Source organism: Microbacterium sp. zg.Y909, assembly GCF_024626565.1.
In genome coordinates this window covers 1-8,523 of record NZ_JANJFJ010000127.1, presented here as the reverse complement: position 1 = coordinate 8,523, position 8,523 = coordinate 1, and the positions used below count along the sequence as shown (strand labels likewise).

General features: G+C 71.7%; 8 protein-coding genes. 6 read left to right on the top strand and 2 right to left on the bottom strand.

What is annotated here, in order from left to right; all coding sequences use genetic code 11:
- Positions 1–551 (bottom strand): SDR family NAD(P)-dependent oxidoreductase (locus tag NQ160_RS10995; protein ID WP_257515283.1); only part of this gene is annotated, 551 nt, incomplete at its 3' end.
- An 80-nt stretch (positions 552–631) separates the two neighbouring features.
- Entirely contained in the window at positions 632–1,435 is an 804-nt protein-coding gene (locus NQ160_RS10990; RefSeq protein ID WP_257515282.1) for an SGNH/GDSL hydrolase family protein, read from the bottom strand.
- A gap of 114 nt (positions 1,436–1,549) precedes the next feature.
- On the opposite strand from NQ160_RS10990, the gene NQ160_RS10985 reads away from it, so the two are divergent.
- The 6 genes from NQ160_RS10985 to thrC all read left to right on the top strand — a co-directional run.
- Positions 1,550–2,395: a transglutaminase-like domain-containing protein gene (locus NQ160_RS10985; RefSeq protein WP_257515281.1), complete on the top strand. Its 846-nt coding sequence runs from the start codon at positions 1,550–1,552 to the stop codon at positions 2,393–2,395.
- Positions 2,396–2,434: 39 nt separating this feature from the next.
- Positions 2,435–4,102 (top strand): arginine--tRNA ligase, encoded by a 1,668-nt coding sequence (locus NQ160_RS10980; RefSeq protein ID WP_257515280.1) that lies wholly within the window; start codon positions 2,435–2,437, stop codon positions 4,100–4,102.
- 1 nt (position 4,103) lies between these two features.
- Entirely contained in the window at positions 4,104–4,946 is an 843-nt protein-coding gene (locus NQ160_RS10975; RefSeq protein WP_257515279.1) for a DUF2993 domain-containing protein, read from the top strand.
- A gap of 146 nt (positions 4,947–5,092) precedes the next feature.
- On the top strand, positions 5,093–6,505 hold the full coding sequence (gene lysA / locus NQ160_RS10970) for a diaminopimelate decarboxylase (RefSeq protein WP_257515278.1): 1,413 nt from the start codon (positions 5,093–5,095) through the stop codon (positions 6,503–6,505).
- Entirely contained in the window at positions 6,502–7,845 is a 1,344-nt protein-coding gene (locus NQ160_RS10965) for a homoserine dehydrogenase (RefSeq protein ID WP_257515277.1), read from the top strand. Before lysA ends, NQ160_RS10965 begins: the two co-directional genes overlap by 4 nt.
- A 1-nt stretch (position 7,846) precedes the next feature.
- Positions 7,847–8,523 (top strand): threonine synthase (thrC, locus tag NQ160_RS10960; protein WP_257515276.1); only part of this gene is annotated, 677 nt, incomplete at its 3' end.

Here is an 8,523-nt window from a genome sequence, read left to right as displayed (position 1 = left end):
TTGACGGTGATCTGCCGGTCGCCGAGCTCCTGCGCCATCGTCTTCACGAGTCCACCCAGACCGTGCTTGGCGGCCACGTACGCGGCCGAGCCGACCCGCGGCTGGTGTTCGTGCACGCTCGTGATCGCCACGATGCGGCCGCCGCGACCGGCGGTGGCCATGCGCCGCGCGGCCCACTGCATGCCGACGAAGGCGCCGTCGAGGTTGAGTGCCACGGTGGACCGCCACTCGTCCAGCGACAGGTCCAGCACCGCGGTGCCGCCGCCGCCCCCGGCGTTGTTGACGAAGACGTCGACGCCGCCGAGCTCGTCGGCCAGCCGCTCGAGCACCTGGGACGCGCCCTCGAGGTCGGTCGCGTCGAACTGCGTGACGACGGCTCGCCCGCCGCGGGCGCGCACGGCCTCGGCGGTCTGCTGAGCGCCCTCTTCATCGCTGTGCCACGTGATGCCGACATCGAGGCCGGCCTCGGCCAGAGCGATGGCGGTCGCGGCTCCGATGCCGGAGTCCGACGCGGTCACGATGGCGTGGGTGGGGGAGAAGGTCGAGTCCATGGCTCGACGCTAGGCACGGATTCCGCCCCGATCACGGGGGTTTACAGGCGGATGCCGCTGCGTTATGACACCGCCCGGCGTCAGGGCGCGAGGGAGCTCAGGGTGCCTCGGGCCGCGGCATCCGTCGTCACCGAAATGCCCGCGAGCGCCTCGACGAGCCGGGATGCCAGGTAGGCGTGACCGGCGGTGGAGGGGTGATCGCGGCCGACGTCGGAGGTGTCGATCACGTCCGAATACCGGGAGGGGGTTATCCAGTCCTCGGTGAGAGGGGAGATGTACCACCAGCCGCGCGCGGCGGCGAGATCCTGCAGATCGGCGTCGATGCGCGCGGTCGCACGCTCGACGGGCAGCACCTGCGGTGCAGGTCCCAGCACGACGATCTGCGCCTCCGGGTAGGTGGACCTGACGTCGTCCCATGCCGCGTCGACCGCCTCGCGGTAGCCCTCGGCGCCCAGGCTGCGGTCGTTGATCGATCCCTGCAGGATCACGAGGTCGGGCTCCAGCGCCGGGTCCAGCGCCGCGATGCGCTCGCCGTAGGGGCCGCCGTCGATCCCGGGCTTGAGGTAGCCGCTGCCGCGGACGCCGTCGATGACGGCATCCCACCCGAGCGTCTCGGCGGCGACGTAGGCGTAGCCGCGCATCGGGTCACTCGCCGCAGACCCGTAGGTCCACGAGTCGCCGAAGACCAGCACACGGGGTGTCGGCGGCAGCGCGAGGGCCGCCGGTGCGACCGCGGCAACCCCTCCCGGGGCGCCGGCGGCGGGCGCCGACGCCGTCTGCCACGGCCGCCAGATCGCGAGGACGCAGATCGCGGCGACGGCGGCGGCCAGCAGCACGATCGGCCACGCGGGGCGTCGGGATCGCGCGTGGGTGTGTACCGTCACGCTCTGAGGGTAAGGCACGCCGCAGCCGGTGCCGACACGGGTGCCGACACCGCCGCCGACGGCCGCCGACGGCGCTGCGACCGAGGGGCCGATCCGTCGTGCGAGGATAGCCCGGTGCAGCGCAAAGTGACCGCAGAACTCGACCTGGAACTGGGGTCCGACGTCGACCTCATCCTTCAGATCTCCGCGGCGCGTACAGCGCATCTCGTCACCGAGCAGCTGACCCTTCACCAGGGCGGCCGGGACCGCACCCCCAGCGAGATCGTCGACCCCGCCGGCGGCCGGCTGCACCGGCTGCGCGGCGAACCGGGCGAGCTGCGCGTGCGCTACGAGGCGGTGCTCGACGTCGTGCCCGAAGCGGCGCCGCGCAACGACCTCGAGACGATCGCCTATCTGCGTCCCAGCCGCTACTGCCAGTCCGACGAGGTGTTCGCGCAGGCGCGGCGACAGTTCCGAGGGCTCTCGGGGCGCGACCTCGTCGCCGCCGTCGAGGACTTCGTGGCCACGAGCACGACCTACACGCTGGGGCTCAGTCAGGGAACCGACTCGGCGGTCACGACCCTCAGCACCGGCCAGGGGGTGTGCCGCGACTACGCCCACCTGGTGATCGCACTCCTGCGGGCCATGGACGTGCCGGCCCGCTATGCCGCCTGCTATGCCCCCGGCCTTCGCCCGATGGACTTCCACGCCGTCGCCGAGGCGTACCTCGACGGCGCCTGGTACGTCATCGACGCCACCCGGCTGTCGCACCGCGGGTCGCTCGTGCGCATCGCGACCGGACGGGATGCCGCCGACTGCGCGTTCCTCAGCTACCACGGCGGCTACGTCGGGCTCACCCGCATGTACGTGGATGCCTGGCTCGTCCCCGAAGACGCCGAGGACGCCGGTGCCCAGGCCGCCGCCGCGGCGGCATCGGATCCCGCCTCGGACGATCCGTCGCAGCTGGTGCAGCTGGCCTGAGCGGGACCCGGCACCTGCCCCGCGTAGAATCGGAGGGTTATGGATCCTGAAGCCCTCTCCGCTGTCCTGCTCGACGTCGTCCGCCCGGCCGCCGAGGCGCGACGCGCAGGCTCGACCGAGGGGCTGACGCCGGCTGATCTGCCGCTGGACCGGCCCAAGAACCGCGACCACGGCGACTGGGCGTCCAACGCGGCGCTGAAGCTCGCGAAGGCCGTGGGGGCCAACCCGCGCGAGTTCGCGGCCGAGATCGCCGAGGCGCTCGCCGCCGTCCCCGGCATCGCTTCGGTCGAGGTCGCCGGTCCCGGCTTCATCAACATCCGCCTGGATGCCGCGACCGCGGGCGCCCTCGCGAAGACCATCGTCGAGGCGGGTGCCGCCTTCGGCCGCAACGACAGCCAGCGCGGCAACACGATCAACCTCGAGTTCGTCAGCGCCAACCCGACAGGCCCCATGCACATCGGGCACACCCGGTGGGCGGCGCTCGGCGACGCGATGGCCCGCCTGCTGCTGGCCTGTGACGCGACGCTGGTGCGCGAGTTCTACATCAACGACGCCGGTGCGCAGATGGACCGGTTCGGCGCCTCCGTGCTCGCCGCGATGAAGGGTGAGCCGACCCCCGAGGGCGGCTACGCCGGGGCCTACATCGACGAGCTCGCCCAGCGGGTGCACGCCGCCGATCCCGGCATCCTGAACCTCCCCGCCGATGAGCAGCTGGTCGCCGCGCGCGACCGTGCGTACGAGCTGCAGCTCGGTGAGCTGCAGGCGTCGCTGGCGAAGTTCAACGTGCACTTCGACGTGTTCTTCAGCGAGCGGGTGCTGCACGCCCCCGGCGCCGACGGCGGACCGAGCCTCGTGGAGGAGGCCGTGGAGCGCCTGCGCGCCCAGGGGCACGTCTTCGACCAGGACGGCGCGGTGTGGGTGCGCACGACCGACTTCGGAGACGACAAGGACCGCGTCATCCGTCGCTCCAACGGCGAGTTCACCTACTTCGCCGCCGACGCCGCCTACTACCTCAACAAGAGCGACCGCGGCTTCCAGCACAAGATCTACCTGCTCGGCGCCGACCACCACGGCTACGTGCACCGTCTGAAGGCCCTCGCCGGTGCCGCCGGCGACGATCCCGACAAGGACATCGAGGTGCTCATCGGTCAGCTGGTGTCGATCAACGGCGCCCGGCTCTCCAAGCGCGCCGGCAACATCATCGAGCTCGACGACCTGCGCGAGTGGCTCGGCACCGACGCGCTGCGGTACTCGCTCGCACGCTATCCCGCGGACTCACCGCTGACGCTGGACCCCGAGATCCTGCAGAGGCGCACCAACGACAACCCCGTCTTCTACGTGCAGTACGCCCACGCGCGCACCCACAACGTCGCGCGCAACGCCGCAGAGTCGGGCGTCGACCGCAGCGCCTTCGCCCCCGAGCTGCTGGAGCACGAGACCGAGTCGGCGCTGCTGGGGGTGCTGCAGGAGTTCCCCCGCACGGTGGCCTTCGCCGCCCAGGTGCGCGAGCCGCACCGCGTGGCGCGCTACCTCGAGGAACTCGCGGGGGTCTACCACCGCTGGTACGACAACTGCCGCGTCATCCCGCTCGGCGACGACCCGGTCACCGACCTGCACCGCACCCGGCTGTGGCTGAACGACGCGACCGGCCAGGTGCTGCGCAACGGCCTGGACCTGCTCGGGGTGAGTGCGCCCGAGCGCATGTGACATGACGGGCGACACGCATCCCACCCAGCCGCTGCCGGACCCGACGGCGCAGTGGGTGCTGTCGTCGCCCGAGCCCGCCGCGCCGCGCAAACGCCGGCGGCGCGCGTTGCCGTGGGTCATCGCTGCCGTGATCGTCGTCGCCCTCGCCATTGCCGCGTGGTTCGTGGCCGAGGCTGTTGCGCGCAACATCGTCATCGACACGGTGCGCCAGCGCATCATCACGGAGCTCGCCCTGCCTGCGGACCAGCAGATCGACGTGGCGCTGGAGGGCGCCGTGCTGCCGCAGCTGATCGGCGGCGCGCTGACGAGCATCCGCATCTCGTCCGACGACGTGCGCCAGGGGAACTTCTCTGCCGACATCGTCGTCGAAGCCCGCGATGTCCCCATCCGCGGCGACGGCGAGATGCGCGACGCCCACGCCGTCGTCACGCTCGACGAGTCCCAGCTGCGCGGGCTGCTCTCTGCCGTGGAGGATTTTCCCGTGGAGACGGTCGGCATCGCCGCCCCCGACATCACCGCGAGCATCGAGCTGTCGCTGTTCGGAGCGAAGGTCCCTGTCGGGCTGTCGCTGACCCCCAGCGCCGAGGAGGGGGAGCTGGTGCTGACCCCCACGTCGATCCAGGTCGCCGGTTCCGACATCACCGCCGACGAGCTGCGGCGCCAGTTCGGCATCGTCTCCAACGCCGTGCTGCGCGACTGGCCGGTGTGCATCGCCGAGTACCTGCCGCAGGGGCTGACTCTCGCGGACGTCACAGTGGAGGGCGACCGGCTGCGTGCCCGCTTCGACGTCAACGGTCGCCTCCTCGTCGACGACGCGCTGCTGGCCGACGGCACCTGCGCCTGACCGCGGCCATCGCGGCGTCACACTCACCGCCCTCCTGCGGCGTTGCCCTAGACTGCTTGCACGTCGGAGCGTGGATGATCCGCCCGGCATCCGGCCGCTGTTCCGCAAGGCGCAGCTTCTTGCACCCCACCCGATTGGTCTGCTCCGTGTCCGCCCCGCCCGCTCGTGTCCCCGCGTCCGATCGCCTCGCGAAGCCCGATACGGCCAACGACCTCGTCGCGGCCGTGTGGCCCGCATCGGCGGCTCGTGACGACGACGGCGTCGTGCGTCTCGGGGGAGTGCCGGTGACCCAGCTGAAGAAGCGCTTCGGCACCCCGCTGTACGTGCTGGACGAGACCGAGGTGCGCTCCCGAGCGCGTCGCACCCGCGCCGCCTTCGCCGCTGCCGCCGCCGAGCACGGCACCACCGCCGAGGTCTACTACGCAGGCAAGGCGTTCCTGTCGACCGAGGTCGTGCGCTGGGTGACCGAAGAGGGCCTGGCCGTCGACGTCTCCACCGGCGGAGAGCTCGCCGTCGCCCTCGCCGGCGGCGCCGATCCCGCGCGCATCGGCTTCCACGGCAACAACAAGAGCGTCGCGGAGATCTCCCGTGCCGTCGAGGTGGGCGTCGGATCGATCGTCATCGACAGCGACGCCGAGATCACCCGCGTCGCCGAGGCCGCTGCCGCGCGCGGCATCGTGCAGTCGGTGCGGGTGCGTGTCAACAGCGGGGTCCACGCCGAGACCCACGACTTCCTCGCGACCGCGCACGAGGACCAGAAGTTCGGTTTTCCGCTCGCCCGCGCCGTCGAGGTCGTCGGTCGCATCCGCGAACTGCCCAGCCTGCGCTTCGATGGACTGCACTGTCACATCGGCTCGCAGATCTTCGGCGTGGCCGGCTTCCGGGAATCCGCCGCCCGTCTGGTCGAGGTGCACGCGCAGCTGCTCGCCGGCGGCCCGGTGCCGGTGCTCAACCTGGGCGGCGGCTTCGGCATCGCCTACACCTCGGCCGACGACCCGACGCCGATCGAAGTGCTCGCCGCGGGCATCGTCGACGCGGTCGCAGGGGAGTGCGCTCAGCGCGGCATCCCGCTCCCTTCCCTCGCCTTCGAGCCGGGACGCTCGATCGTGGGGCCCGCCGGCGTCACCCTCTACGAGGTCGGCACCGTCAAGCCGGTGCAGGCCACCGACGAGCTGCGCCGACTGTACGTGAGCGTCGACGGCGGGATGAGCGACAACGCCCGCCCGGCCCTCTACGGCGCGCAGTACTCCGCGCGGGTGGTGTCGCGCGCAAGCGACGCCGAACCGGCCCTGGCGCGCGTGGTCGGCAAGCACTGCGAGTCCGGTGACATCGTGGTCGACGCCGAGTACCTGCCCGGCGACGTCACTCCCGGCGACCTGCTCGCCGTCCCGGCCACGGGGGCGTACTGCTTCTCCTTGGCGAGCAACTACAACTACGTGCCCCGCCCGCCGGTCGTGGCGGTCGCCGACGGCTCCGCCCGCGTCATCGTGCGCGGCGAGTCGATCGACGACCTGCTCGCCCGCGACGCCGGGGTGTCATCGACGAAGGGAACCGCATGACCGACTACCGCCGCCTGCGTGTCGCGCTGCTGGGAGCCGGAGCCGTGGGTTCCCAGGTCGCCGGCCTGCTGCTCGAGCACAGCGCCGAGCTCGCCGACCGCGCTGGAGCCGAGCTAGAACTCGCGGGCATCGCGGTACGGGACATCGACGCGCCGCGCGACGTCGACCTGCCCCGGGAGCTGTTCACCACCGACCCCGAGCCGCTCATCGTGGGCAGCGACATCGTCATCGAGCTGATGGGCGGCATCGAGCCGGCCCGCAGCCTCATCCTCCACGCCATCAACTCCGGCGCCGACGTCGTCACCGCCAACAAGGCGCTGTTGGCCACGCACGGCCCCGAGATCTTCGAGGCGGCAGAGCAGGTGGGCGCGTCGGTGTACTACGAAGCCGCCGCCGCCGGCGCCATCCCGATCATCCGGCCGCTGCGCGATTCCCTCGCCGGTGACCGCGTGCGCCGCATCATGGGAATCGTCAACGGCACCACGAACTACATCCTCGATCGGATGGATGCCGAGGGCGCCGAGTTCGACGACGTGCTCGCCCAGGCGCAGCAGCTCGGCTACGCGGAAGCCGATCCGACCGCCGACATCGAGGGCTACGACGCCGCGCAGAAGGCCGCGATCCTCGCGAGCCTCGCCTTCCACACCGCCGTTCCGCTGGACGCAGTGCACCGCGAGGGCATCGTCGGCATCGACAAGGCGATGATGGATGCCGCGCGGAACGCCGGCTACGTCATCAAGCTGCTCGCGGTGTGCGAGCGCATGAGCGTCGACAGCGAGACCTCGCCCACGGGCGACGCGATCTCGGTGCGGGTGTACCCCGCCCTCGTCCCGCGCGCCCATCCGCTCGCGAGCGTGCACGGCGCGAACAACGCCGTCTTCGTGCAGGCCGAGGCGGCCGGGGACCTCATGTTCTACGGCGCCGGTGCCGGCGGCATACAGACCGCCTCCGCGGTGCTCGGCGACGTCGTCTCGGCCGCGCGCCGGCATATCGCCGGTGGGGTCGGGGTGGGGGAGTCCACCCGCGCGAACCTGCCGGTGCTCCCCATCGCCGAGGTGTGCACCCGCTACCAGATCACCCTGGAGGTCGACGACCTCCCGGGCGTGCTGGCGACGGTCGCCGGCATCCTCAGCGACGGCCGCGTCTCCATCGCCACGGTCGAGCAGAACATCCTGTCCGGCGGCGAAGCCGCGGAGGCAGGCCAGGAGTCGGGCGTCGCCCGGCTCGTCATCGGAACGCACACGGCACGTGAGCGGGACCTGAGCGAGACGGTGGCCCGCCTCGCCGAGAGCGGCGTCGTCGAACGCGTCGTGTCCGTGCTGCGCGTGGAGGGGAACTGACATGGCACATCTCTGGCGCGGAGTGCTCCGCGAATACGCCGACCGTCTCGGAGTCACCGAGACGTCGACCGTCGTGACCCTCGGTGAGGGCGGCACGCCGCTGCTGCCGGCGCCCGCGCTGTCGCAGATGACCGGGGCCGACGTGTGGGTCAAGTACGAGGGCATGAACCCCACCGGCTCCTTCAAGGACCGCGGCATGACCGTCGCGCTCTCGCGCGCCGTCGAGCACGGTGCGAAGGCGGTCATCTGCGCGTCGACCGGCAACACGTCGGCTTCAGCGGCCGCCTACGCGGCGCACGCCGGAATCACCGCCGCCGTGCTCGTGCCCGAGGGCAAGATCGCGATGGGCAAGCTCAGCCAGGCCGTCGCCCACAATGGCCGTCTCATCCAGATTCGCGGCAACTTCGACGACTGCCTCGAGATCGCCCGCGAGCTGGCCGACCACTATCCGGTGCACCTGGTCAACTCGGTCAACCCCGACCGCATCGAGGGTCAGAAGACCGCCGCGTACGAGGTCGTCTCGCAGCTCGGCGACGCCCCGGACTTCCACTTCATCCCCGTCGGCAACGCCGGCAACTACACCGCCTATTCGCGGGGATACCGCGAGGAGGCCGCCCGTGGCGCCGCCACCCGCGTGCCCCGCATGTTCGGCTTCCAGGCCGAGGGCTCCGCCCCGCT

Excerpts from the sequence above, each read along its gene's own strand:
- NQ160_RS10980 (WP_257515280.1), top strand. The coding sequence starts at position 2,435 with ATGGATCCTGAAGCCCTCTCCGCTGTCCTGCTCGACGTCGTCCGCCCG.
- NQ160_RS10975 (WP_257515279.1), top strand. The coding sequence starts at position 4,104 with ATGACGGGCGACACGCATCCCACCCAGCCGCTGCCGGACCCGACGGCG.
- NQ160_RS10965 (WP_257515277.1), top strand. The coding sequence starts at position 6,502 with ATGACCGACTACCGCCGCCTGCGTGTCGCGCTGCTGGGAGCCGGAGCC.